Consider the following 24,734-nt stretch of genomic DNA (forward strand, 5'->3'; position numbering starts at 1 on the left):
TTGAATGCAAACAGAACAATGTCAACCATTAAGAAAAGGAAAAAACACGCCTTAACCCAAAACAGGTACGTGATTGTATTCATGACTGTCCTTTCTTTGGTGAGTCAGAGCCATCAGGCAATGTCTCTCGTCCCATAGACCATGCCTGGTGTACATAGATGCCATTTGAAGTTCCGTAGACCCAGAAGCAGAGGAGGGGTCTTGGCGAACATTATCGCCGCGCCGCCCACGTATCTCTACTTTCCATTTTCATAGTACTATGATTCAAGGTTAATATCAACCCGCCTTTGGAGGAAGCATTTTACAGCAAAGGCCTGAACCAACCGGAGTCATTTGGAAAATTCTTGTCGGGCTATGTTGCAAATCGCACTATCCCGAAGGTTTGTGCGCTCCATTTATCTGTATAGTGTTTTCGCTTTATACGATGTTTTTGAGGGGTGTCCGGGCTATTTCCGGACGGCTTTACCCGGGGTGCTTAATGAACGAAGGCCGGGGAGCCCCGGCTGATGCATTTCCCGCAAGCACCTGGGTAATCTCGGATTTTCGGCTTGCAGAGTGGATTTTTGGGATGCAGTACACCGGACCATGGATCTCATCCTGGCCGCAGCCGGGCAGATTCGCATCGAATCACCGTCGCAAACTCACGTTCGTCAGCTGTATAGTAATTATGCTTTGCAGATATTTTGTGTCTATAATTCAGGGCAAAAGCGCATAAAGTGGTAGCATCGGCAAGTCTTCACAAATGCCCTCGCCCCTTGGAGCTGTTTGAGATTCGTTACGCTCGCTCCAAATCGTACCGTACGGAACAGGCAGCCGCCTTTTCAGCATGTGAATCAAAAATCCCCCTATACTGTACACGAATAAAAAGGCACCGTACAGTAATAGGGGGATAGTTGTTATCGCATAATATCCTGCAGTTTCTCGCTGTCCAGGATGGTCACCAGACCCCGGGACAGTTTCACCAGCCCAGCGTCCTGGAAATCCCGCAGTGTGCGGGTGATCACCTCCCGGTGGGAGCCCAGGTGATTCGCAATCGTCTCATGGGTGATCCGCAATTCATAGGTTCCTTCAATAGAAGCCTCCTGCAATAAAAAGGCGGATACGCGCTTGTCCATGCTCTTCCACATAAACTGTTCCACACGACTCATCACCTCGGTAAATCGGCTTGCCATAAGCTCGTTGGTGAAATTGGATACCGCTGTAGACTGAACCATCAGCTCTTGGTAGACCTCAGAGGGAATTTTCCAGAACTCCGTATCCTTTTCTGCCTGGATCGTCACATCAAACTGAATGGAGCGAATTATGCAGGGGGCGCAAAACAGGCACAAATCCCCATCAAACAGCCGATAGATAGTAATCTCACGACCTTCTTCTGAATAGACCAGGGCCCGCAGCTGACCAGAGCGAATCAGTAAAAGTCCGGCACAGTCTGTATTGCTGCTGCGCAGGATGGTGCCTTTCTTTACTGTCTGGTAGCTCAGGGAATCCAGAAGCAATTGCTTCTGATGATGTTGTAGTTGATTCCAGATAGGAAAGTAGTTTTCAAAACTCATGGCCCGCCCTCCTTCATGGTGCCCCCAGTATAAGGGAGAGGGTTGCAGGCTGTCAACTGGTTGCCCAAAAAGACAAGGGGCGGTCCTTTGGCGAGGATTGGAAAATTTTCAAAAAATCCATTTCTTCGTGATGATATCACAGACATACTCTCAATGTTTCGGTATGCTTAACACAAACCACAAGATTCTGGGCAAAAAAACTACTTTTGTCCGGATAGATTTCAACAAAACAGTAAGGAGATTTTTCTATGAGAAGTATCACTACATTGGATCTGCAGTATGCCCATCGTTTTTACGGATTTAAAGGCGAAGCCCAGTATCTCCATGGCCACACCGGCGTGCTGACCATCGAGGTAGAGGACACCGTTGAGCCTGGTGTCAACATGGTTTTCCCCTGTAACGAGATTCAGAAGACCGCTTGGTCCGTGCTGAAAAACTTCGATCACGCATTGATTCTGCGCCAGGATGACCCCCTTCTGCCTGCGATTTTGAAGGTGTACGAGGAGCAGGGCATCCGCAACGGTGCTCCTCAAAACCAGATGAAAGGCCCCGCCTTTGAGACGGAGCTGGCCAAGGCTTATCCGGAATGCCGTTTGGTAGTGACCAAGGAAACCATGACCGTAGAGGGTATGATTAAAATCGTCTATGATCTGCTGAAAGATAAGCTGAACATTGCCAAGATCACCTTTACCAGCGGCGTCAACGCGGCCTCTGCTGAGTTTGATACCCATAATCAGATCGACCGCTGCCCTCTGTGCGGCATCGCGCTGAACGAAAACGGCGTCTGCCCTAAATGTGGCTACAAGAAAGGATAACTTAATACCGTAAACGCAACACAATGCGCCGGGCCCGGATTTTATCCGGGCCCGGCGCTTTTTAGGAAGATCGCAGGCCACAAATGATTTTCATCAGACATTGAATCATTCCCACCAGCGAGAATAAAAAGAGAATATGGTCAAACAGGAGAGACAGTCCGATTGGTCGGAGTGTTATTTAAGGGTTTCAAGAAATTACAAACGCACAAAAATGATTTGGGTACGGGTAATCGGTATTTCTAATCTATATAACTCTATATAACCCGAAATGTATATTGGCTGCAACATCTTTCAAATGTTTTTACCACTTGAATTTTAATAACTATGCGTTGATTTGATGTAGCCAGTCAATTATGTTCATACCAACTCGAGCAATATCAAGATCGTCAAGTACACCGCTATGCATTATTACATTTCGCGACTTCTCAATTGCATCGAAAGTAGAGCGAACCCATTCTTGAGCATTTGAAAATCCAAAATACGGTTCGAAATATGGCCAATTACCCTGTGAGCAAATGATTTTGGGAAGATCGCCAAATTCGAGATACGACATCATTGCATCACCTCTATTGACATGCCATTTGACTTTTGTTTCCGAATCTTTTCGGGTTTGGGCCTTTTCACGTATGCTATTTTGCACGCCTTTGCTCCACCATTCTGCCCCATACGAGCCGAAGAGTGTAGTATAGACAAACTCCCTGGTTGCATTTTCAAAAGCAGTAATTGTTGCAAAGGCTGTTAGCATAGTTTTAGACTGTTCTACATATTTTGGATCTATTTCGTTAAAATGTAGTTTTTTTGCAAGTTCTTCGGAAAAAAATGACTCTTCACAAGAATATCTTTTATGTTCTGCCTTATCTAATGCTTCTTCTGCCAGCATGCCTCTAAATGCGAAAGAATATAGATCCATTTTGACCTCCTTCATTTCAGAGGTATGTGTTTGGCTAAACTTGCAAACAGCGCGTCATACACAGCCTGATCTCTCGTAGCCGGCAAATGAATATGAATATCATAATTTAAGTCAAATGCACTAGTGCTGGACGGAGCCGAAATGGTGGATTCACTTTTATTATGTTGGGATGTGGCTTCATTTTTGGGAGTCTCCGGAATATCTCTCTCCTGAGGTAATGGTGCGCTCCAATCTGCATATGAGCAGAGATTAGTAAATGTTTTTGCCATCTGGGTAATAGTTGTTGCCGCTTTTGAGCCGTTTGTCAAAGTTTTAAATTTCCCTTCAACCTCTTGAACAGTCATTGTGTTCGCAGAAATATTCAGAGCAAATAAATCTTCATAGGCTTCCCGAATACCCTCAGCGACCATTTTCTTAGAAGAACTTTGATCTAAAAATTCATAATATCTTTGCGTAGGAGTTCCGGAATCGTCCAAAAAACCAATTGCCTTTAATACATTGATGAACTGTCGATCATTCGAACTGGTAAAGCCAAGATCTGCGAAGAATTTTGCTGTAAACTTTTCAGGTGCACGCGCAGTTAGCAAGGTATCGAAGTATTGCGGAATTTTAGAAAAACTACCAGTTAAATAACTTGTTGGCAACGACATAGCTTTACCCCCTGTGAAATATTTAATGCATTTAAGAAATGGTAATATTGTTAACTATTATAGTTCATAAACAAATAGATTACAAGAGAACGTCGAATTATCTAACGTTATTACTCAACTTTGGGACAACTTGTCCCAAACTATTTTCCATCACATGGCTCAGGTGATATATCCCCCGTCGCCACATATTGTTCAGAACAGCCGGGAGCTGTCTGTCAAGGGTGCATAGCACCGACGTTATACGGCGGCTTGCCCTTGACTGACGGGCCCGGCTGTTTTACTTTCTGGCGGCGTGGCGGGGGAATATCCTCCAGAGCCGCCCCCTTTCCCAAGATTGGGAAAGGGCGGGGGGGATAGTGTTGAACATCAAGGAGGTTTTACTTATGAATTTTACCAACAGCCCCTATGAACGCATAATGAAAGAAGTCCCTCGTTATGAGAAGCTCGCCCCACAGAAGGCCCCGGAAGGATCGCCTTGTGCGGGGTGTTCTTATTGGAGGGGGATTACCTGTGTTTTCTGCTATTGGAAGTACTTCAAAGAGCAGAGCTAATATGTTAGCGTTTGGCCCTAAACGACGCCCGTTTTACAAGGGGTTCCGACTACAGCCTTGACGGGAGCAATATGATTTCCTTATCCATTCTCAATTATCTCAAATAATGCTAACATTTTGTTCCGGAGCAACAGAGGGGCTGCGTGGAAAATTAAGCTGTAAAAGTACCCCATCTCCAAGGGATTGCGGGCATAGTTTTAGAGCGGCTAATGCAATTTCCTTACTTGCTTATTTTGGACGAAACACCTTCCACATCTGATGCGCCGAGAGGGGCGAGTCAGAATCTCCGATAGTCTTTCTCTTTGGGACAATTTGTCCCAAAGTTAATGCCCTTGGGCCGCAGACAATTACATCGGGGCCCCCGCCGAAGCCCAGCGCCAGCGGGTTCGGTGGGGAAAGGAGGCGCAGCAGAGCAAGTGAGGAAGCGGCTTTAGCCGGTTGCGAAAGATGTGGAACTTGCGCCGACGAGGGTTTGGGGATGCTCCCCAACAAGCGTTTTTGCGGCCCCTTGGGCTGCAAAAATAGCAAGTGTGGCCACACTTGCCCTGCTTGCCGTTAGTGTACTCCCGGATAGTTCCTATGGATTTGGCGGGATTTGTCCGCCTTTTCTTTCGTTGACTTTCACTATAATTTATAGTATTATATTTTATAGCAAAGGAGGATGGTATTTGTGTCATCCATTGATTTAGTGATTCTGGGGATTGTGCTGGAAAAGCCCCAAAGTGCCTATGACATTCAAAAAGATATTGAGTACCACAATTTCTCCCGCTGGACAAAAATCAGTATTCCATCTGTCTACAAAAAGGTGCTCCAACTAAAAGAAAAAGGCTATCTTACGAGCGATGTGGTAAAGGGAGAGCGTTTTGCGGAAAAGGCAATTTACTCGATTACCGATACCGGGAGAGCCTACTTTGAAACGCTGATGGACACTATCGCTGAACAGAATGTGCCGCTTACCTTTGACTTCAATGTGGTGATTACGAACCTCAACAAAATGGATCGCCCTCATGCCCAAGCCCTTGTCAGTAAGCTGCGGAAAAATATTCTTGCATCTGCGGAAAAAAACGAGGGGTATGCACAGCAATATGCAGACATTCCCTTGGTAGGCCGGACAATCTTTGACCAACAGCGCCTTTTGTATCAAGCGCTGTTAGCATGGTTGGATTCTTTTTCGGCCCAGTTTTCCGAAGAGGGGAACGCCCCGTAATGGCACGAAGTACCTTAACGGTATTCTTTGAAAATCCATTTTGGGTCGGGGTCTACGAGCGTGTTGACGGTGATCGATATGAGGTTTGCAAAATTACTTTTGGAGCGGAGCCAAAGGACTATGAGGTATGGGATTTCCTGCTAAAAAATTGGAGCAAGCTGAAATTCAGCCCACCCATCAAAGCTGAACGCGTTGAGGAGCGGAAGATAAATCCTAAACGGATGCAGCGGGAGATCCACGGCAAGTTGCAGGAGCCCGGGATTGGTACAAAGGCACAGCAGGCACTGAAATTGCAGCATGAACAAAACAAATTGGAACGTAAAACCATAAGCCGTGAGCAGCGGGAAGCAGAAAAAGAACGGCAATATGAATTGCGCCAGCAGAAAAAGCGGGATAAACATCGGGGCCGCTGAAAGAGGTGAACAACACGGAAAACCGAGATTGGATTTTATGCCCGGCGTGCGGCAGCAAAACACGCCCGCAAATACGGTTAGATACCGAACTGATACACTTTCCTCTGTACTGTCCCAAGTGCAAGAAAGAGTCATTGATCAATGTTAAACAGCAAACGGTATTGGTTATCAAAGAGCCCGACGCTTTGACGCAGAGCCGATAACACAGGATCAAATCCTGATGTTGTCGGCTTTTTCATGTTTATATTGCTTTATCATCTGCCCGGCGGCAGAAAAGAAAAAACGCCGTGGGCAGATCATTCACCATGCTCTAAGGAAGGACACGGCGGTATCCGGGAGGTATCGTCATGTCCGTTTTCTTATTCCATCCGCCTAATCTGTCAAAAAAAGACTGTCCGCACTATGGGGATAGTCTGGCAGCAGACGCGAAATATGGCAGTACCTAAATGAATTTGTCGTTTCATGCGTTTGCGTGTCGCTTTGTCACGCAGGCGCATTTTATTTTCACTACTTTGGGACAACTTGTCCCAAAGTAAGTATACCAAGTACCGGGCCGCCCAACAGGAAATGTGGAAGGCCGTGGTGGTCAAGACCAATATTGACCATCTGCTAGATGTGACAGACGGGCGCAGGAATAGGGAATAGGAGCGGTAGCGACGGTGACGCAGTCAATTTACTTTTGGGACATTTTGTCCCAAAGTAAATGAAATTAAGAACAGCATAGATTTCAATGTCTCATGCAACCAAATATAACATTAACTGTTTGCAGCGGTTGGTGGAACTTTGACAGAGGTTTTTGTATAATGATTTCAGGAGGTGTGAAAAGTATGAAATCGCAGAAAAATAACATTGCCTGCAATTTGACTACATTGCGGCAATTAAATAAATACTCTCAAGAATATGTGGCTGCGCAAATCGGTGTTTCCCGCCAGGCAGTTGCAAAATGGGAATCTGGCGACTCCATGCCGGACATCGTAAACTGCGATGCTCTAGCACAATTATATAATGTGGAGCTGAGCGACCTTATCCATTACGACCAAGAAAAGAAGGGCGTAAAAATCCCGCAAAAAGGCAAGCACATATTTGGTGCTGTTCGTGTGGGCGAGCGAGGTCAAATTGTGCTTCCTAAACAGGCTAGAGATGTATTTAAGATTAAGCCGGGAGATTTGTTGGTGATTTTAGGGGATGAAGCGATAGAACTCCCGGGGCTTGCCCTAATTAAAGAAGAATACGTTTTAGGAATTGCACAGATATTCAAAACCACTTTGAATATGATGGAACCCGACAATAATTTTCAAAATGAATGATGTTGAGTGTCCGGGCAACTTGCAAACACTGCCCTGGGCTTACTCAAGAAAACGCACGATAAAGATCATGGTATCAGAATGGATTAAATGTCCCGTATGCGGTAGCAAAACCCGTGCCAGGATACGGGAAGATACGCTATTGAAAAATTATCCCTTATATTGCCCCAAGTGTAAACAAGAAACCCTTATTGATGCAGAACAACTGAAAATAACGGTCATCAAAGAGCCAGACGCTAAGACGCAGAGCCGATGAACTTATGGAATTATTCCATAGTTTATCGGCTTTTTATTTTTAGGAGGACACAATATGAAAGCAATCCAAACAGAGCACTTGACCAAACAGTATAAAGATTTGACTGCTGTTGATGATCTAAATTTAACCGTAGAACAAGGTGAGTTGTTTTCTCTTTTGGGTGTAAACGGAGCCGGAAAAACTACTACAATCAAGATGCTATCCTGTTTGCTCGCTCCTAGCAGTGGAAATGCCGTTTTGAACGGTTACAGTATTATAACGGATACTGTTGCCGTAAAGCGCACCATTGGTGTATCTCCGCAGGAAACCGCAGTAGCGCCCAATTTAACAGTAAAAGAAAATCTGGAATTAATGTGTGGAGTGCATGGCTTTTCAAAAGAAAAGCAAAAAGAAAAGGCCGCTGAACTCGCCCATCAGTTTCAGCTGAATAGCATTTTGAAAAAGAAAGCAGGAAAATTGTCCGGTGGATGGCAGCGCAGATTAAGTATCGCTATGGCTCTAATAAGCGAACCTAAAATTTTATTTTTAGATGAACCGACGCTGGGGTTGGATGTGTTGGCACGCAGTGATCTTTGGGACGTCATTCGTTCTTTGAAGGGGAAAATCACCATTATACTGACGACCCATTATATGGAGGAAGCGGAAGTGCTTTCAGATCACATTGGAATTATGAAAGACGGGAAATTGTTGATTGTTGGGACGGCAGACGAGCTAAAGGAAAAAGCTGGAACCAACAAATTTGAGGATGCATTTGTTGCATTGGTAAAGGGGGCAGAATAATGAAACTGCTGGCTTTTGGAACACGAAATACAAAGGAAATTTTACGCGATCCACTTAGCATCGTATTTAGCCTGGGATTTTCGCTCATTTTGCTTTTGCTGCTGACAGCAATTCAGGCCAATATCCCTGTCAGCTTGTTTGAAATTCAGGAATTAACCCCCGGCATTACTATATTCGGGCTTTCCTTTATGACATTATTTTCGGCTACTTTAATCTCAAAAGATCGAGAAACTGCGCTGTTACAGCGGCTATATACAACACCACTGACTGCGTCGGATTTTATTTTTGGTTATGCGGTTCCGATTATTCCAATTGCAATAGCGCAAAGTGCTGCCTGTTATTTGGCTGCTGTTTTTCTTGGATTGCCGTTCAGTATCCATATTTTGTACGCTGTTATAATGATTCTGCCGATCTCAATTCTGTATATCGCTTTGGGACTGCTATGTGGCAGCGTTCTCAACGCCAAGCAGGTCAGCGATATTTGTGGTGCGTTGCTGATCAATGTGTCCGCATGGTTATCCGGTACATGGTTTGATCTTGATTTAGTAGGAGGCATCATCAAGCGCATTGCATATGCCTTGCCATTTGTTCACGCCGTGGAGTTGGAACGGAGTATATTGAATGGGAATTTCAGAGAATGTTTTCCACATCTCCTATGGGTGCTGGGATATGCGGCGGTAACAACAATTTTTGCTGTACGATCCTTTCTGTGGCAAATGAAAAAGCAGTAAGTTTAGCACATTTAGAAATATTTATGTTTGATAGCCCATGAATAAGCTCTATTGCCTATAAAGATTCTCTCTAATAGGGGGGAGTCGGCTAAATTTTTCGCGACATAATACATCCGTTACATAGAAATGAGGATTCCCCCAATCGAAACATAATTCAAAGAGTACAAGATCAGCGAAGGAAAAGCTCTATAAAAGACATTGGATTGTGATATAGTAGATGTAAGTGATAATAGAGGATGATATCTTAGAATAGATGATTAGGAGCTGAGTTATGGATTATCTGATACGAGAGATGAACCGCGGGGAATATGCCTTGCTCCGTGATTTTTTATATGAAGCTATTTATATTCCGAAAGGGGTCGAACCGCCTCCCAGATCTGTGGTATCTCTTCCGGAATTGCAGGAGTATATCGCTGACTTTGGAACACGAAAACACGACCATGCTTTGATTGCAGAGGTGCAGGGACGGATTGTGGGAGCTGTTTGGGGTCGGATTATGAATGATTACGGACACATTAATGATGCCACTCCCTCCTTGGCGATGTCCGTATATCAAGAATACCGTGGGCATGGCATCGGAACAGCACTATTAAAAGAGCTTCTTTCCACCTTGATGGCACAGGGTTATCCGAAAGTATCCTTATCGGTTCAGAAAGCAAATTATGCTGTAAACATGTATCTGGCGGCCGGATTCCATATCGTTGGTGAAAATGAAGAAGAATATATTATGGTCGCTGATTTATTAGGAGAGCGCTGAAATGAAGATTGTCTTTTTGCATGGCTTAGGACAGACATCAAAGGATTGGAACTCGGTCACGGAGTGGGTGTCCTGCTCTGATACAGACTGTCCAGAAGGCAATCCTTTTCAAAAGAATCCGTTCCATGCGTTTCTTTCATTGTATGCATAACGGGCAACAGATAGGCAAAAGGCTCCGGCACACCGTCAGAAAGCGATGTGCCGGAGCCTTTTCAGTTTTGGTTCAGGTCTTTATGAATTTACATTAAAACACGACCGCCAGTATGGATCACACAAGCGTGTCCGCAAAGCCTTGCAGAATATCCTCAAAAATCTTCAGGTGCTCTTCGGGGATCTGATCCGCCAGCTTAAACATATCCCGGAACCACCGCTCGTAAATAAAACGGGAGTAATCGCGATAGAGCCCACGCCCCTTAGGCGTCACAGTAACAAACAAATTCTTATTGTTGCCAGGCCGGTGTGCTTTCTCCAAAAGCCCCATACCGATGAGGCGGGTAACATTATTGGAAAAGGCACCTCGGGTAATGCCCAGACGCTGAGCCACAGAAGACATGTTTTCATCCCGGTCTTCCAGCAGATATTCAATGATCTGGATCTGTATAGCGGTGAGCTTGTAGGGTGTATCAAAAAAAGCTGGCCGCGTAAAATGTGTTGCGGACTTGTTGCACAGATGGATAATCCGCTCCACAAGGGTGCGGTATCGGCCCATCCATTGAGTTTCGGTCACGGTCGCTTTCCCTCCCAGCTGGTAAATGCAAATTTATGTAATATTATACCAGCCAGGAGGGGAAAAAGCAATTTCAGCCGCTTGTTACAGAATCATAGAATAGTGGTAGCAAGTGTTGCCTACCGACAGCCAGGTAAACAGCATCGTGTTCAGCAGTGCGCCGGGCCAGACGCTGCCGGTGCGCAGATACATCTTACGAGCGTACACCGCTGCCAACGGCAGAACCACTACCAGCGGGTAGATTACCACCAGTGTCAAGAAGAAATCCTGTCCAAAATCATACCATACCAAATGGCCCTGAGCCATCAGATAGATATAGTTGGCCGCTTCCATGAGCAGCAGCCCCAGTCCGTTGATCACAGCACAAAGGGCGAGATTTTTGCCCTCACTCATGTCTTTCATCCGACCGGAATTCACCACCATGCTGTTCACCAGATAGAATACCAGGAAGAACACCAGGTAGCCAGCCCAAGTGCGGAACTGTTCGGCGGTCATCACCCGGCCGGCAATAACCCACAGCCGTGCGTCCGACAAGTCAAAGAAGAAACTGCATACCACTACGCTGAGATAGGTGCAGGCAAATACACACAGAGCCAACACGGCTGTCTTGCCCAGGGCTTTGGGTTTGATAGCCAGGCTGTAGCGGGAGACAAAAGACAGCCCGTCTTTTTTCAGGCACAGGTGACGTACTGCCAGAAGCGCCAGAGCGATGAGACCATTGAGCACGGCCCAGACCATCAGTCGAGTAGACATCTCTTGGCTGAACAGAGCACTCCAGGCAATGGGGCCCTTGTTACCCGCATAGGTAGTAGGAGCGCCGCCCAGCATGAAGAAGGGGATAAGGGTAGCAGCAGGAATAAGGACCAGCAGAACATTCATACCCCAGAAGCCTTTGTCGTGTCGGCTAAGCATCGGCTCGGCAGGTGTTGCCTGCAGGCTGGCGAAGAAGGGTGCATTCAGCAAAATCATGAACAGGGGCCAGACCATCACAAACAGGGCAGCCAATGCCACACCATTGGCAATTTCCTTTACAGGCCAGATGGCGTTTCCAGGATCCAAGGCTACAGCCCCATCGGCCAACTCACCATTATTGTAGTTCATCACGGTGGAGAAGAACTGCACCACAAAGGAGGTGGTATTCAGGGAGAAGTGGTTGCCGGCGTGGATCTCGTACGGCTGATTGATAACCCGGGCACTGCGGTTGGCGATAGCCTGACGCAGAGCTTCATCGCTGGCATCCAATTCGTTAAAACCGCCCAGCATGTCGCTTTGGGCTTGGGTAGTAGTGTTAGAGAGATTGAGAGAGTACCAGGTCAGCCGCTCCACCGTATTCTCGCCGGTACCGAACAGCTGGCGGGCCAGAGTCGTCTCGGGGATCTGAGAGGCATTGTCAATACCATCGGCGTTAGCGCCAAACATCAGCCAAGCGTTCTCCTCAATGAGTCCGATGTTCACGCCCACGTTTGCCTGAAGGTCACGCCATACAGTGACGCCAGCTACTTCTACCTCATGAGACTGTGTCAGGGCAGCAAAGCCCGGGCCGGAGCCGATAAACAGTTCTGCAAAGGGGCGCACAGCATATTCATCCGTAATTTCCTGCTTGCGCACCTCGTAGATGCCTTGTTCCTTTTCGCTCAGTCGAGCGGCCACCGCATCCGGATCCTGGGCCGCCACGTCTTCGGCAGTAACCTCTGCGCCCAATTCACTGTAGAGCATCTCCAGCAGCGCGTCCTCCAGCGTGAAGAAACCTGCCTCCAACGCCACAGCGTTACCGGTATTCATACCACCCATTGAATGTGCTGCTAACCCGATGCGAGTGTGATCCACATAGGGCAGGGTAAGCATATACTCATAGGCGTCGATGGCCCCCAGCGTTGCTCCCGTACCAGTGGGATCATCGGTAGCGTTGGGCAGATCCGAGTTGCCATGGCCGTACATATCCATGGAAAAGACTACAAAACCCCGTCTGGAAAGTTCGATAGCGTTGGGATCCTGCATCTGATTGCTATTCAAATACCCATGGCTAAGCACAACAGCAGGACGGGGAGAAGTGTAGTTGCCATGACCGTCGTTCTCCAGAGCGGATTTGGGAATATACATTACGCCGCTAAGTGTTCCTCCGCGGGTATTGATCCGGGTTTCGCGCACCAGGATGCTGCCAGCACCGGTCTTTACTAGGGCAGACACAAAACTTGCCAATAGCATAACAACTAGACATACCGCTAACATCTTCCAGTATTTTCGCGTATTCATGATTTCACTCCTTCTCTTCATTTCTTTTTGACTCTCTCAGGGACTGGCCTGTGCCGTACAGCCCCGTGGCACAAGCCGGCCGCTGACGCTTTCTCCAACGGAAGGGTCGTGCGCACCAGCCCTCAGCGGAGAAGTAAAAACCGTTTGCGGATCCGTTCTGCGAATATTATATTTCTGAAATACAAAATTCACAATAGTTTTCCCGGATTTTCGAGTAATTTCTGTATATTGTATAATAGAATTAGTATTTTGTTGTTGCAAAATACAAAATCAAAAGTGAAATTGCATCATTTCTGTCATTTGCACATCGGAGTTCATCTTGCACGCTGGGTCATACCTCATGGAATATGCGGAAGACTGATCCGCCTCCAGAGCGTATCTCAGTGAGCAGTCTGTTCAGGCGATGCTGCGACTGGCGGCTTTAACTTCTTGTTTTACAGGAACCCTTTTTGCGAACATTCCTTGACGCGGGCGTCGGCCAACTGCAACAATAAAAAACCAGGAGGTCTTTTTACATGAAAGAAAAGTAATATAAAGGCTCTGAGTACCGATCTGTCAAAGGAAGCCCGAAAAGAGTGGTATCTGCGCCACAAAAGCAAAGGCATAGACCCATGGTAACCCGCAATTAAATATATTGTCTAAAAGTTTTGCGGTTATAAACCGCAAAATAAATTGATAAGCTGCTTGTTTTGCGGTATAATAATTACAAATGGAGGTGGTCACGATGATTGATAGACCGTTATATGTGGATAAGATCATGGCCTATGTGGATGCTCCCTTTGTAAAAATCCTTACAGGAGTGCGCCGTTGCGGAAAATCTACCATACTGAAAATGATTATGGAAAGGCTGAAAACGGAGCGAAACATTCCAGAAGATCGCATTATAAGCCACCGTTTTGATTCTATGGAATATGAGGATATGACGGCGAAGCAGATCTATACGCTATTGAAGGAACAACTTTCCCCGGATGGAAAGACCTATCTGTTTCTGGATGAGATTCAGGAAATCAAAGGATGGGAAAAGATTGTAAACTCGCTGGCATCCGATTTTGATGTTGACTTGTATATTACAGGCTCCAACTCCAGAATGATGTCCTCTGAAATAGCCACCTATCTCACTGGCCGATATGTCTCCTTCCGCATTTTTACCTTGTCTTTTGGCGAATACCTGATGTTCAAAAGCAAATTCACCACCGTGGGGGAGCCGAAAGCAGAACTTGCCAATTATGTTCGCTTGGGAGGATTTCCAGCGACGCATTTGCAGGCGTATTCTCAGGATGAAATCTACACGATTGTCCGGGACATATACAATTCCACGATCTTTTCAGATATTGTAAAACGAAATCAAATTCGGAAGATCGACCAGTTGGAGCGCGTTGTAAAATACACCTTCAACAATGTCGGCAACACCTTTTCCGCCAAGTCGATTGCCGATTACCTGAAATCAGAACGGCGGTCTCTTGATAACGAAACCGTTTGCAGCTATTTGGATAAGTTGGAAAAGGCGTATCTGCTTCACCGCTGTTCGAGATATGATTTGCAGGGAAAAGAAATCCTGAAAACACAGGAAAAATTTTATCTGGCCGATGTTGCCTTGCGATACAGTGTTCTCGGCTATAACACAGACAGCGTTGCTTCCAGCCTGGAAAATATCGTATATTTGGAGCTTTGCCGACGGGGATACACGGTCAATGTGGGGAAAACCGGAGATGGCGAGATTGATTTTGTAGCAGTCAGACAAAACGAAAAAATCTATGTTCAGGTTACGCAGGAGATCAACTCGGAAAAGACAGAAAAGCGAGAATATAATCGCCTGCTTGAAATACCTGATAATTACCCCAAATTTGTTCTTACAACAGACGAATCTGCCGGTGGGAACTATGAGGGAATCAAGACAATGCACATAGCGGATTTTCTGCTTAGTACGGAGTATTAAAAACATGTATCTAGCGGCCGGATTCCATATCGTTGATGAAAATGAAGAAGAATATATTATGGTCGCTGATTTATTAGGAGAACGCTGAAATGAAGATTGTCTTTTTGCATGGATTAGGACAGACAGCAAAAGATTGGAACTCGGTCACGGAGCAGGTGTCCTGTTCTGATACAGACTGTCCAGAACTTTTTTCGTTGGATAAGCAGGACGTTACCTATTCCAATGTTTTCGCTCAGCTCGAGCGGAGATATGCGGACACTGCGGAACCGTTTGTCCTCTGCGGTCTTTCCTTGGGAGCCATCCTTGCATTGGATTATGCGATCCGGCACGGGAATCAGGTATCCTCTTTAATTTTGATTGGAGCACAATATAAGATTCCCACCTTGCTGATCAACTTTCAAAATCTCATTTTTCGCTGTATGCCTCGTAAAGCCTTTGCAACGATGGGCATCTCTAAAAGCGACACGATAAAACTGTCCCACTCCTTGCGTTCTCTGAATTTCAAATCCGGGCTAAATAAAGTGGAATGTCCCGTGACCATTGTCTGTGGAGAAAAGGATTATGCCAACAAAAAGGCGGCTAAACAGCTGAACGCACTGCTGCCGCAATCGCAATTACAAATTATTCCCGGCGCAGGACATGAAGTCAACAAATGTGCCCCGGAAGCGATTGCTGCGATCCTCAACAAAGTAAATCAGAATACATGAAGTCTATAGGCGCAAACAAGGATAAAGCTTTTGGAGGATAGTCCTGAACTCAAAGAATTTGGGGATGGAATAGTGATAAAATTACTTTTCCTCACACATAGCTAAAGTACAAGAAAATCAGCCGCTGCAGGAGCCAATCCCGCAACGGCTGGTTTTCTTTGTCTGTAAGCCGCTTGTATTTTCTCACCTTGAAAGAAGGCCCATGGACAGGGATGGGGCAATCACTCGGGGAACGATCTGGCAAACAGGCCAGAGGACCGGTAAATCGAGAACCGCCTCCGTTCAAATGAAACCGGTGTGCTCAAGGGCGCCCATTTTTGCGAAATCGCGCAAAACCAGTGTGCCGCTGTCCATACAAAAGCGACCTGATTCAACCGCCTTGATAGTCCGAAATATGACCCACTATTTCATCAGGTGTTGACCTCGTACCCCTCTGGCTTTCTCCACAGATCCATCCACCGGCCCAATCCCACACCCGCCCGGGCGAGGTACACGCTGCGACTAAACCCGTCCCGGGGATTGCGATCCACAGGGTAGGGAAGGACCCATCCTCCTCTTAAAACCGGTGTGCTCAAGGGCGCCGATTTTTGCGAAATCGCACAAAACCGGTGTGCCACTGCCCACGCAAAAACGCCCCGGTTTGGTCGCTTTGATAGTCCCAAATATGACCCATCATCCCGTCAAATGCCGACTCGTACCCCTACGACCTTCACCCCAGATCCATCCACCAGCCCGATCCCATACCCGCCCGGGCGGGGTACATGCTGCGACCAAAACCGTCCCAAAAATGCGATTCAGAGGGTAGGGAAGGACCCATCCTCCTCATAAAACCGGCGTGCCCGAAAGTGGCGATTTTTGCGAAATCGTGCAAAACCGGTGTGCCGCTGTCCATGCAAAAGCGCCCCGATTCAGCCGCCTTGATAGTCCTAAATATGACTCATCGCTCCACCAGAGGCCGGCTTGCCCCCTCTGGATCCACCCCAAACCTGCCCGGCACTCCCTTCCGCACCCTCTCAGGACGGGGTACACAGCCGTGACTCGATCCCTTCGGATCCCCTGCCTGTGTAGGGTCCATATGGGCAAAAAATGAGCGCCCGGTCACCGAAGACCAGACGCCAGCCAATGCGTTTTTATGTGTCAAAAGGGGAGTAGCTCAGTCCCTCAGACCCGCCAGGCCAGTATAGCAAAAGGACAAGTGAGGCACGTGTTCCTGCCTCAAAGAGCCGCCAGATCCTCCCGGCAATCACGCCGGGACACAGGCTTGAAAAGCGTCTGCATCACCTTCCAGGAGGCCCCATTCGCCCGGATTCCTGTAGGCACAAAGAAAACGCCCGGCCAGGAAGACCGGGCGTTTTAGCCGTTAAATCAGGGTGAAAATCAGCCTTTCGCCAGCACACTGCGGCGGATTTCCAGCAGGATCAGAACCAGGCTGACCCCCAGCAGGATGTGCCCGATACCGGCCACACCGGAGATCGCAGCGCTCATTCCGGAGGAGAGGGCCAGGCCCAGAACCTGGGTCACACCCCGCACCACGAACATCACCGCGGCCAGGTTCAGGCCCGCGTGGTATACCGCCAGCACGCGGCCGGTGTTCTTACCCGTGAAAGCAAAGGCCTTTTCCAGCAGGAGCAGCAGCAGGAAGAACACCATGCCCAGCACAAAGTAGTGGGTATGGACCACACCAAGGGCGGTTTTGCCGGTGAAGCCGTTGAATTTGGTGAATTCCCGGTAGAATACACCGCCGACCATGGCGAGAACAGCGTACAGCAGAGCCGAATTCATGTAGCGTTTCATTGGGCTTTCCTCCTTATTTCACTTCCTGTTTCATGGCAGAATAGCCAATCAGAACCGTCCAGACATAAGCGCAGGTCTTGGGGATCATGAGCATGCCGATCAGGGGAATGGTGTCCGCCCACAGCACAACCGGGATGTAGAACCCGAAGCTCAGCACAATGGTCAGCCACATCCAGCGGAACGCCTTGTCGCCGTGCTCCTTGGCGCTGCGGTAGAACAGCACAATAATCACAAGGCCCAGCAGAGCGAAGGGAATGTTGCGCCAGATGCCCCAGGACAGAGGCGCGTCGGCGCTGAGCCACTGGTTCTGCGGCATCATGCACAGAGCAACCCGCACAGCCGCCAGCAGGTAAATTGCAGCGGTAAGGCCGTTGTTTCCCTTAATAGTATACCGCTTGCGCCACACATAGTACAGCAGAACATAGAAAACCGTCATGGTAACCGAGGTGATCCACTTGCCGAGCCCCAGCGCCACGGTGAAGTTTTCCAGGCCGGTAGTGCACAGAGCCAGAGCGCGGGGAACCAGGTGGAACGAGTCGCCCGCACCCAGCACCACAGCCATCCAGCCGAACAGACGGAACTGGGCCTGGCCTTTGCTGCCGCGGATCATCAGAATGCCGATAGTAATAACAGAAATCAGGTAAACAGCGTCAAACAGGGTTTCTACAATAGCTTGCATCTCTCAAAATTCTCCTTTTCAATGTGTATTCTGAACTGCGGCGGCGGCCCGGACCGCCTTTCCATAGTTGCATCCGAACAAGAGCCCGGCCAGCAGGAGGGAAGCCCCCAGACCGGAATAGAAAAAGGCGATAAACCGCCCCGGCGCCAGCCCGCTTGCTCGCAGGCCGATCCCGCCGGTCATCATGACCGCCATAATGGCGAAGGCCTTGGCGTCAAAGAATTTGAGGAAAAACTGGCGTTCCGTGTCCGGATAGGCCTGGATCCGGGCGGTGTGCTTCTGGACCAGCTTTCCGAAGATAAACCGCTGAAACACGGCAAAAACCAGCACCGACAGCAGGATATTGACCGCAGACAGGTAGGCCGGATAGGTTTCCAGCCCGATCCGCAGGATGTTGAAGCCCGCCGCACTCCATACCAGGCAGGCGATCAGCAGCAGGGTATTGCGCTTGACTTTCATTGGACAGTCTCCTTTTGAACAATGTTCATTTTGAGTTCTGAAAAATTCCCACAACGCTGTGTGGGAATGGGATCAATACAGGGTCCGACGCACAATTTCCAGCACGGTAGAGGGGTCATAGTCCTGCCGGAGCAGGGCAGAAAGCATCAGGGAAAACAGCGTATCGGCAAACTTTTCGGCGGTAAACTGCTCAGTAAAAGCGCCCGGCCTTACCCGGCTGTCCCGCTTCAAAACCGCGCACAGGCCATTCAGAATATGCTGCCAAGTCTGCTGCATGCGCTGCTTGCCGTCGGATTTGTCCTCCCGCATAAAGCCCAGGGAATGGAGGGTGAAAAAGCCGGGATACTGCCGGCAGCCGTATTCCATCCGCTGATACATCCAGGCGATGCAGGCTTCGGTATCCCCGAACACATCACCGTCCTCAGGGCGATGAAAGATCTCACACCAGACACTCTCTACCGTAGCGCTTACCAGCGCGGATTTGGAATCAAAGTAGTTGTAGATGGAGCCCACCGACACCCCGCAGGCCGCGGCAACGGTGCGGATATTGACCGCCGTCCAGCCCTGCTGGCAGATCAGTTCCCGGCTGGTTTCCAGGATTTGCTCTTTGGATGTCACAATGGTATTCATCAGATTCACCTCAACTTGAACAATGTTCATCATAGTGAGCCACCCGCCGGTTGTCAAGAGATACTGCGAAAATTTTTTGCGTAATTTTCAGAAGGAATACCGCACGGTTCCGTCCTTTTCATGATATAATAAGAAATAATCTCTTCTGTGCGGAACACCACACCGCTGCAATTTGAAAAGTGAGGGACCAATATGCTTGCTCGCAAGAAACTTGTGATCATGGGAGATTCCATCTCCGACTGCGGCCGCGCCAAACCGGTAGGGGAAGGGCTGTTCGGCGCGCTGGGCCGGGGATATATCAGCCTGTTTGACGCGCTGGCCCAGGTGGACCATCCGGAATGGGGGCTTCGGGTAGTGAATATGGGCATCGACGGGAATACGTCCCGGGATCTGCTGGCCCGCTGGGAAACGGATGTCAATGCCCAGAATCCGGATATTGTCGCTGTTCTGATCGGCATCAACGACGTCTGGCGGCAGTTTGACAGCCCGTTCCAGCCGGAATCCCATGTCCTGCCCGAAGAGTATGCCGCCAATCTGCGCAGAATAGCGGCACAGCAGGCGGAGCATTCGTATCGGCTGGTATTCCTATCGCCCTTCTTCCTGGAACCCCATTGTCAGGATCCCATGCGCGCCCGAATGGATGAATACGGCGCCATCATGCGCACTGTTGCCCAGGAAAACGGGATTCCTTTCGTGGACCTGCAGCAGGCGTTTGCGGCGCTGCTGGAGAACTTCTACCCTGGATACCTGACCTGGGACCGGGTTCATCCGAACGAAGTCGGCCAGCTGGTGATTGCCCGGCAGCTTATGCAGGCTGTGGAACCGTTTCTGGGCTGATTTCCGGATTTGGCGGCAGAATCGCGTATACAGACAAGCAAAAAAACTCCGAACCTGACGCCTGCCGGCCCAGGGTTCGGAGTTTTCGCATATACGAAGAGTTTATTGCGCCGTCAGCACCCCGTCCCGCAGATGCAGAACCCGGCTGGCCGCCTGCGCGACCGTCAGGTCATGGGTGATCTGGATAATGGTGTGTCCCTGACGGTTCAGTTCCTGAAACAGACGCAGAATTTCCCGGCCGGTGGCGGTATCCAGCGCACCGGTAGGCTCATCCGCCAACAGCAGCGCCGGTCTGCCCACAAGAGCACGGGCAATGGCCACACGCTGCTGCTGGCCGCCCGAAAGCTGGCTGGGCCGGTGCTTCAGCCGATCTTCCAGCCCCATGCGGGCCAGGCTTTCCCGGGCGATCGGTTCCGCCTGCCGGTGGGTGAGGCCCCGCAGCAGCAGCGGCATCATCACATTCTGCAGCACATTGTACTGCGGCAGCAGGTGATAGCGCTGGAATATAAAGCCGATTTTGTGGTTGCGCAGCATGGCCAGCTGCCCGGGTTCCAGGCGGAAAACATCGGTGCCATCCAGCTGATAGCGTCCGCTGTCAGCCGTGTCCATACACCCGATAATGTTCATGAGGGTGGATTTTCCGCTGCCGGATGCTCCCAGAATCGAGATGAATTCGCCTTTTTGTACCGAGAAACAGACATGTTTCAGCACCTGCAGCCGTTCTTCGCCCATCGGATAGCTTTTGCTGATATCCTGCAGCTGCAGCATATCACTCATACAGAACCACCTCGGTCACCAGCCCGTCCTCGCCGGTGAACACGCCCAGAATGCTGCCTTTCTTGATGTCCGACAGCTGTTTTTCCTCACCGTTGGCACCGGAGATCTTCAGCCCGCCCGGAATCACAAAATCTTTGCTTTCTCCGGTATATTCCAGTTCGGTGCGTTCCTCAGCGCCGGTTTGGCCGTCCGCTGCCGCACCCGCTTCGGTGGCCGGGGTCATCGGCGTCGTATTCGGCCAGTACATCTCCCTCGGCCACCTTGTCGCCCACCCGGACCTTGTATTCTTTCAAGGTCACCGTGACCGGTGCAAACTGGCCCCATTGCTCCGACTGAATGTTCCCGGCCGCGTCAATACCGACGGTGATATCCTTCCGGCTGACCGGATATTCCCGCCGCAGCGGTTCTTCTTCTGCTGCCTGAGGCCGGGCCAGCCATACTAATCCCAGCAGGAGGCATACAGCCAATGCACCTCCTGCAACCAGCCATTTCTTATGTGGTTTCACCCGGGAAATTTCTGCGATTTCTTCCACGGTATCCACTCCTTTCCCTTGTCGTTGGTCAAATCGCAGCACCGACTATACCACAGCCGGTGTTAAATCCGGGTAAAGTCTGTTTAACACGGATTTAATCCCTCTGTGCTATAATGGTGCCAAACGAAAAGGGGAGAAGGGCCGAGATGCGTATTTTGGTTGTGGAAGACGATCTGGATCTGCGGGAATCGCTTGCCGAGGGTCTGACACTGGAAGGGTATCTGGTGGACACGGCAGAACGTGGGGACGAGGCCGACCTGATGCTGTTTGATGTGGACTATGATCTGGTGGTGCTGGATCTGAATCTGCCCGGTCTCGACGGCATGGAGGTTCTGCAGCGGCTGCGCGGATACGACAAGCAGACAAACGTCCTGATCCTGTCGGTACGGGCAGACCTGGAGGATAAAACCGCCGGTTTGGACGAGGGCGCCAACGATTACATGACCAAACCGTTCCATTTTGACGAGTTTCTCGCCCGGGTACGGGCACTGCTCCGCCGGTGCACCGTACAGGAACGGCGTGTGCTGACCTGCGGCGCAATCACAATGGATACCGCCAGCCGGCAGGTATGTGCCGGGGGCCGTCCCATAACGCTTACCGCCAAGAAAACCGCCCTGCTGGAATATCTGCTTGTACATCCCGGTGAAACCATCAGCCAGGCCCGCCTGATCGAGCATATCTGGGGGGAAGAAATCGACGAGTTTTCCAACTCCGTTCAGGTACATATTTCCACACTGCGCCGCAAGCTGCGCGCCGCACTGGGCCGGGATCCGATCCGTACCCGCATCGGCGCGGGGTATTGTCTGGAGGAAGAATAATGCGAAAGTTTCGAGTCTCTCTGCGTTTTAAGCTTACGGCAATCGTGGCCGGCGTAATGAGTATCTGCTGCCTGCTGCTTACGGCTGTATCGCTATCCACCTCAGCGCAAATGGTGGAGGCGCTGCCCCTGATGCAGCCTGTTCTCACCTTTCCGGCCGATTCGGATACCACCGGTGCCGTTTCCTGTGAACCGGCTCAGATTGCGTCGGTTGCTCAGGATCGGTTTCAGACCCAGAATCTGGCGGCTATGGTTCTGGTGATTCTTGCGGGCAGCGCCGCCGCCTATTGGCTTGTCCGCCGCCAGCTTCGCCCGTTGGAACAGCTGGCAGCCAGTGTAAAGGCCCTGGAAGCCGACAATATGGCCCAGATAAAAGTACCCTTGCCCAATACCCGGGATGGAAGCTATCAGCTGGCTCTGGCGCTGGATGACATGATCACACGGGTAGGGCAGGCGTATGCCGGGCAGAAAGAATTCGCCGCCAGCGCTGCCCATGAGCTGCGCACACCGCTGGCCGCCATGCAGAGCCGCCTGGAAGTGTTCCTGATGAAGGAGCGCACACCGGATGAATACCAGCAACTGCTGCAGCGGTTTGACGGCAATCTGAAGCGGCTGAACACTCTGGTGGAGCAGCTGCTGCAGTTGTCCTCCAGCCATGTACCCGATACAAAATGCGGGATCTGTCTGGGCGATATTGTGGAGGATGCCGTCTGCGAACTGGCACCGGTTCTGGAGCAGAAAACTGTGGACATAAACCTGGAAGATCATTTGCAGGTTGATGAAAATCCCGCCCTGTAACCGCCAGCTTGTATTGAATCTGCTGCAAAACGCGGCCAAGTACGGGGGAGACCGCATTCGGGTTCATCTGGCGCAGCAGGAGAACCAGGTCACCCTGCGGGTGGAAGACAACGGGCCCGGCATTCCCGATACCGCCAAAGAGCATATTTTTGAGCCGTTCTACCGGGTGGACCGGTCCCGTAGCCGCCGTATCGGCGGCAATGGTCTGGGATTGTCCATCGTGCGCCGTATTGCCCGTCAGTATGGAGGAGATGCCACTGTAGAGGATTCTCCGCTGGGCGGTGCCTGTTTTGTGATCCATCTGCCTTTGAGCAAAAGCGGCTGATCCTGCCAATCCATTGCTGTACTTGTCTTTGTCAAGCTTTAATGCTATGATAAAAGTATGAGTCTTGTAAAGGAAGTGTAAAGCGTGGCGCGCAACTACGAGATGGATATGACCAGCGGACCGCTGCTGGGTAAGATTCTGGCGTTTTCGTTCCCCCTGATGTGCTCGGGTGTTCTGCAGCTACTATTCAATGCGGCGGACATTATCGTGGTGGGGCGGTATGCCGGACACACAGCGCTGGCGGCAGTGGGTTCCACCTCCTCGCTGATCAACCTGCTGGTGAACCTGTTTGTGGGCCTTTCGGTGGGCGCAAACGTGCTTATTGCCCGCAGCTATGGCGCCGGCCGGATGGAGGCAGTGCACAAGGGTGTCCACACGGCGATGCTTACGGCGCTGGTTGGCGGAATTGCTCTGATTTTCGTTGGTCTGGCTGCCTCCCGCCCCATGCTGAGCCTGATGGGCACGCCGGATGATGTTATCGACCAGGCAGCGCTGTATCTGCGTATCTACTTTGTAGGTGCCCCCAGCCTGCTGGTGTACAACTTTGGCGCGGCTATCCTGCGTGCGGTCGGGGATACCCGGCGCCCGCTCTACTTTCTCACCCTGGCCGGGGTGCTGAATGTCATACTGAACTTGGTGTTCGTGATCGTGTTCTCTATGGGAGTTGCGGGCGTGGCGCTGGCCACCATCCTGTCCCAGACGCTCTCCGCCTGGCTCATTGTGCTCTGTCTGATGCACAATACCGGTGCGTTCCAGCTGGTTTTGCAGGAACTGCGCATCGACAAGGAACAGCTTCAAGAGATCCTGCGCATTGGTGTACCGGCGGGGATCCAGGGCATGGTGTTCAGCCTCTCCAACGTGGTAATCCAGTCCTCGGTAAACAGTTTTGGTTCTGCCGTGATGGCAGGCAACACCGCTGCTTCCAATATTGAGGGCTTTGTGTATACCTGTATGAACGCGGTGTCCCAGACTTCCATGAGTTTTGTGAGCCAAAACGTGGGTGCCAGACGTTTCGCCCGGGTGGATCAGGTGGTTCTGCGCTGCATGCTGCTGTCCGCCGGCGTAGGCATCCTGCTGGGCAACAGTGCCTATCTGCTGGGTCGCTGGCTGCTGGGCATCTACACCCCGGAACCGCAGGTTATTACCTACGGGCTGTACCGGATGAGCGTGGTCTGCACTACCTATTTTCTCTGCGGCTGGATGGACTGTCTTGCCTGCAGTGTACGGGGCCTGGGTTCTTCCATGCTGCCTATGATCGTATCCATCCTGGGCGCCTGTGTACTACGTATTATCTGGGTCATGACCCTTTTCCAGTGGGAACGCACCCAGCTGTGTCTGTACCTTTCGTATCCGGTATCCTGGGCGATCACGGCGGCTGTGCATCTGATTTGCTTCCTGATCCTCCTCCGGAAGGTTCGTACAGCGCAGCCCGCTGCCGCATAACTTCCGATACAATGACGAAAGACGCCTTTCTGTGCAGGAAGGCGTCTTTCTCTTTTCTCCGGCCTTGGCACCAACTCCGCAACCTTTTTTCC

At 50.1% G+C, this 24,734-nt stretch carries 28 protein-coding genes; 16 read left to right on the plus strand and 12 right to left on the minus strand.

The genetic code is table 11. The features are described from left to right. Positions 1 to 896 precede the first annotated feature (896 nt). Positions 897 to 1,553 carry a Crp/Fnr family transcriptional regulator gene (locus B5E65_RS02650; RefSeq protein WP_087170227.1) on the minus strand — a complete coding sequence of 219 codons (657 nt, stop codon included), beginning with the start codon at positions 1,551 to 1,553 and terminating at the stop codon, positions 897 to 899. Between the two features lie 248 nt (positions 1,554 to 1,801). On the opposite strand from B5E65_RS02650, the gene B5E65_RS02655 reads away from it, so the two are divergent. Then, entirely contained in the window at positions 1,802 to 2,368 is a 567-nt protein-coding gene (locus B5E65_RS02655) for a 6-carboxytetrahydropterin synthase (RefSeq protein WP_087170228.1), read from the plus strand. Positions 2,369 to 2,690: 322 nt separating this feature from the next. Here B5E65_RS02655 and B5E65_RS02660 read toward each other — a convergent pair whose 3' ends face one another. Further along, positions 2,691 to 3,278 carry a Swt1 family HEPN domain-containing protein gene (locus B5E65_RS02660; protein ID WP_087170229.1) on the minus strand — a complete coding sequence of 196 codons (588 nt, stop codon included), beginning with the start codon at positions 3,276 to 3,278 and terminating at the stop codon, positions 2,691 to 2,693. Positions 3,279 to 3,289: 11 nt separating this feature from the next. Continuing rightward, entirely contained in the window at positions 3,290 to 3,928 is a 639-nt protein-coding gene (locus tag B5E65_RS02665; RefSeq protein WP_087170230.1) for a DUF5343 domain-containing protein, read from the minus strand. A gap of 1,221 nt (positions 3,929 to 5,149) precedes the next feature. On the opposite strand from B5E65_RS02665, the gene B5E65_RS02675 reads away from it, so the two are divergent. The 8 genes from B5E65_RS02675 to B5E65_RS02715 all read left to right on the plus strand — a co-directional run bounded on the left by B5E65_RS02675 (position 5,150) and on the right by B5E65_RS02715 (position 9,927). After that, entirely contained in the window at positions 5,150 to 5,686 is a 537-nt protein-coding gene (locus B5E65_RS02675; protein ID WP_087170374.1) for a PadR family transcriptional regulator, read from the plus strand. Continuing rightward, positions 5,686 to 6,099, plus strand: a complete 414-nt coding sequence (locus B5E65_RS02680; RefSeq protein ID WP_087170231.1) for a YjdF family protein — start codon at positions 5,686 to 5,688, stop codon at positions 6,097 to 6,099. Before B5E65_RS02675 ends, B5E65_RS02680 begins: the two co-directional genes overlap by 1 nt. A 5-nt stretch (positions 6,100 to 6,104) precedes the next feature. Further along, entirely contained in the window at positions 6,105 to 6,302 is a 198-nt protein-coding gene (locus B5E65_RS02685) for a cysteine-rich KTR domain-containing protein (protein ID WP_087170232.1), read from the plus strand. Between the two features lie 624 nt (positions 6,303 to 6,926). After that, positions 6,927 to 7,406: a helix-turn-helix domain-containing protein gene (locus B5E65_RS02695; RefSeq protein ID WP_087170234.1), complete on the plus strand. Its 480-nt coding sequence runs from the start codon at positions 6,927 to 6,929 to the stop codon at positions 7,404 to 7,406. Between the two features lie 67 nt (positions 7,407 to 7,473). Continuing rightward, a complete protein-coding gene (locus tag B5E65_RS02700) occupies positions 7,474 to 7,659 on the plus strand; it encodes a cysteine-rich KTR domain-containing protein (protein WP_087170375.1) in 186 nt (61 codons plus the stop codon). Positions 7,660 to 7,713: 54 nt separating this feature from the next. Then, a complete protein-coding gene (locus tag B5E65_RS02705; protein WP_087170235.1) occupies positions 7,714 to 8,439 on the plus strand; it encodes an ABC transporter ATP-binding protein in 726 nt (241 codons plus the stop codon). Further along, positions 8,439 to 9,170 carry an ABC transporter permease gene (locus B5E65_RS02710; protein ID WP_087170236.1) on the plus strand — a complete coding sequence of 244 codons (732 nt, stop codon included), beginning with the start codon at positions 8,439 to 8,441 and terminating at the stop codon, positions 9,168 to 9,170. Before B5E65_RS02705 ends, B5E65_RS02710 begins: the two co-directional genes overlap by 1 nt. A 271-nt stretch (positions 9,171 to 9,441) precedes the next feature. Beyond that, the gene (locus tag B5E65_RS02715; RefSeq protein WP_087170237.1) at positions 9,442 to 9,927 is read left to right on the plus strand and encodes a GNAT family N-acetyltransferase; all 486 of its coding nucleotides are present in this window, start codon (positions 9,442 to 9,444) and stop codon (positions 9,925 to 9,927) included. A 268-nt stretch (positions 9,928 to 10,195) separates the two neighbouring features. On the opposite strand, the gene B5E65_RS02720 is transcribed toward B5E65_RS02715, so the two are convergent. Then, entirely contained in the window at positions 10,196 to 10,654 is a 459-nt protein-coding gene (locus B5E65_RS02720; protein WP_143402957.1) for a MarR family winged helix-turn-helix transcriptional regulator, read from the minus strand. Between the two features lie 84 nt (positions 10,655 to 10,738). Continuing rightward, complete coding sequence (locus B5E65_RS02725; RefSeq protein WP_158098496.1) at positions 10,739 to 12,907, minus strand: alpha/beta hydrolase; 2,169 nt, start codon at positions 12,905 to 12,907, stop codon at positions 10,739 to 10,741. Positions 12,908 to 13,631: 724 nt separating this feature from the next. On the opposite strand from B5E65_RS02725, the gene B5E65_RS02730 reads away from it, so the two are divergent. Next, a complete protein-coding gene (locus tag B5E65_RS02730) occupies positions 13,632 to 14,843 on the plus strand; it encodes an ATP-binding protein (protein WP_087170240.1) in 1,212 nt (403 codons plus the stop codon). An 89-nt stretch (positions 14,844 to 14,932) separates the two neighbouring features. Next, complete coding sequence (locus tag B5E65_RS02735; RefSeq protein WP_087170241.1) at positions 14,933 to 15,550, plus strand: alpha/beta fold hydrolase; 618 nt, start codon at positions 14,933 to 14,935, stop codon at positions 15,548 to 15,550. A gap of 1,377 nt (positions 15,551 to 16,927) precedes the next feature. On the opposite strand, the gene B5E65_RS02740 is transcribed toward B5E65_RS02735, so the two are convergent. The 4 genes from B5E65_RS02740 to B5E65_RS02755 form a co-directional block, all read right to left on the minus strand. After that, positions 16,928 to 17,344 carry a DUF2871 domain-containing protein gene (locus B5E65_RS02740; protein ID WP_087170242.1) on the minus strand — a complete coding sequence of 139 codons (417 nt, stop codon included), beginning with the start codon at positions 17,342 to 17,344 and terminating at the stop codon, positions 16,928 to 16,930. 13 nt (positions 17,345 to 17,357) lie between these two features. After that, the gene (locus B5E65_RS02745) at positions 17,358 to 18,023 is read right to left on the minus strand and encodes a hypothetical protein (protein ID WP_087170243.1); all 666 of its coding nucleotides are present in this window, start codon (positions 18,021 to 18,023) and stop codon (positions 17,358 to 17,360) included. 18 nt (positions 18,024 to 18,041) lie between these two features. Beyond that, positions 18,042 to 18,482 carry a hypothetical protein gene (locus tag B5E65_RS02750; RefSeq protein WP_087170244.1) on the minus strand — a complete coding sequence of 147 codons (441 nt, stop codon included), beginning with the start codon at positions 18,480 to 18,482 and terminating at the stop codon, positions 18,042 to 18,044. A gap of 72 nt (positions 18,483 to 18,554) precedes the next feature. Then, positions 18,555 to 19,112, minus strand: a complete 558-nt coding sequence (locus B5E65_RS02755; protein WP_087170245.1) for a TetR/AcrR family transcriptional regulator — start codon at positions 19,110 to 19,112, stop codon at positions 18,555 to 18,557. A gap of 192 nt (positions 19,113 to 19,304) precedes the next feature. Here B5E65_RS02755 and B5E65_RS02760 point away from each other — a divergent pair, with 192 nt between their 5' ends. Continuing rightward, on the plus strand, positions 19,305 to 19,949 hold the full coding sequence (locus B5E65_RS02760) for an SGNH/GDSL hydrolase family protein (RefSeq protein ID WP_087170246.1): 645 nt from the start codon (positions 19,305 to 19,307) through the stop codon (positions 19,947 to 19,949). 102 nt (positions 19,950 to 20,051) lie between these two features. Here the strand turns inward: B5E65_RS02760 and B5E65_RS02765 are convergent, their stop codons facing one another. The 3 genes from B5E65_RS02765 to B5E65_RS02775 are packed head-to-tail and all read right to left on the minus strand — an operon-like array spanning position 20,052 to position 21,193. Beyond that, on the minus strand, positions 20,052 to 20,726 hold the full coding sequence (locus B5E65_RS02765) for an ABC transporter ATP-binding protein (protein ID WP_087170247.1): 675 nt from the start codon (positions 20,724 to 20,726) through the stop codon (positions 20,052 to 20,054). Continuing rightward, positions 20,719 to 20,973, minus strand: a complete 255-nt coding sequence (locus B5E65_RS02770) for a hypothetical protein (RefSeq protein ID WP_143402958.1) — start codon at positions 20,971 to 20,973, stop codon at positions 20,719 to 20,721. The genes B5E65_RS02765 and B5E65_RS02770 overlap by 8 nt, the downstream gene beginning before the upstream one ends. Then, positions 20,897 to 21,193 (minus strand): hypothetical protein, encoded by a 297-nt coding sequence (locus B5E65_RS02775; protein ID WP_143402959.1) that lies wholly within the window; start codon positions 21,191 to 21,193, stop codon positions 20,897 to 20,899. Before B5E65_RS02775 ends, B5E65_RS02770 begins: the two co-directional genes overlap by 77 nt. Positions 21,194 to 21,405: 212 nt before the next feature. Between B5E65_RS02775 and B5E65_RS02780 the strand changes: the two genes are divergently transcribed. The 4 genes from B5E65_RS02780 (at position 21,406) to B5E65_RS02795 (ending at position 24,642) form a co-directional block, all read left to right on the plus strand. Next, complete coding sequence (locus B5E65_RS02780) at positions 21,406 to 22,077, plus strand: response regulator transcription factor (RefSeq protein WP_087170250.1); 672 nt, start codon at positions 21,406 to 21,408, stop codon at positions 22,075 to 22,077. Beyond that, positions 22,077 to 22,874, plus strand: coding sequence for a histidine kinase dimerization/phospho-acceptor domain-containing protein (locus B5E65_RS02785; protein WP_087170251.1), 798 nt, complete (start codon positions 22,077 to 22,079; stop codon positions 22,872 to 22,874). Before B5E65_RS02780 ends, B5E65_RS02785 begins: the two co-directional genes overlap by 1 nt. Positions 22,875 to 22,887: 13 nt before the next feature. Beyond that, the gene (locus B5E65_RS02790; protein ID WP_275532855.1) at positions 22,888 to 23,199 is read left to right on the plus strand and encodes a sensor histidine kinase; all 312 of its coding nucleotides are present in this window, start codon (positions 22,888 to 22,890) and stop codon (positions 23,197 to 23,199) included. Positions 23,200 to 23,283: 84 nt separating this feature from the next. After that, positions 23,284 to 24,642 carry an MATE family efflux transporter gene (locus tag B5E65_RS02795; protein ID WP_087170253.1) on the plus strand — a complete coding sequence of 453 codons (1,359 nt, stop codon included), beginning with the start codon at positions 23,284 to 23,286 and terminating at the stop codon, positions 24,640 to 24,642. Positions 24,643 to 24,734: the final 92 nt, after the last annotated feature.

The organism is Gemmiger sp. An120, assembly GCF_002160955.1.
In the GTDB taxonomy this organism is placed as follows: Bacteria; Bacillota; Clostridia; order Oscillospirales; family Ruminococcaceae; genus Gemmiger_A; species Gemmiger_A avium.